The following is a 404-nucleotide window of genomic DNA, read 5'->3' on the forward strand; positions in this document are numbered from 1 at the left end:
TACTCCCGGTCAGGGCGGTCAGGGTCAGACTGGTGACAATGGTCAGCCCGGTCAGCCTGGTACTCCCGATCAGGGCGGCACCCCCGGTGGTAACAACGGTGGCAATGGCGGTAATGGCATTGGCGGTAACGGCGGTAACGTGACCCCTGGTACCCCCGGTCAGCCTGGTACCCCCGGTGGTAACAACGGTGGCAACGGTGGCGACGGCATTGGCGGTAACGGTGGCAACGTGACCCCCGGTACCTCCGGACAGCCCGGTCAGCCCGGACAGCCTGGCACCCCCGGTGGTAACAACGGTGGCAACGGTGGCGACGGCATTGGCGGTAACGGTGGCAACGTGACCCCCGGTAAGCCTGGCACCCCCGGACAACCTGGTCAGCCTGGCACCCCCGGACAGCCTGGTC

The 404-nt window shown here is 67.1% G+C and carries 1 protein-coding gene; it reads left to right on the top strand.

The features are described from left to right. A partial coding sequence (locus HMPREF2756_RS11255) for a hypothetical protein (protein ID WP_210393520.1) occupies nt 1–404 on the top strand: 404 nt, incomplete at both ends.

It is taken from the genome of Rothia sp. HMSC067H10 (assembly GCF_001810635.1).
Taxonomy (GTDB): Bacteria; Actinomycetota; Actinomycetes; order Actinomycetales; family Micrococcaceae; genus Rothia; species Rothia dentocariosa.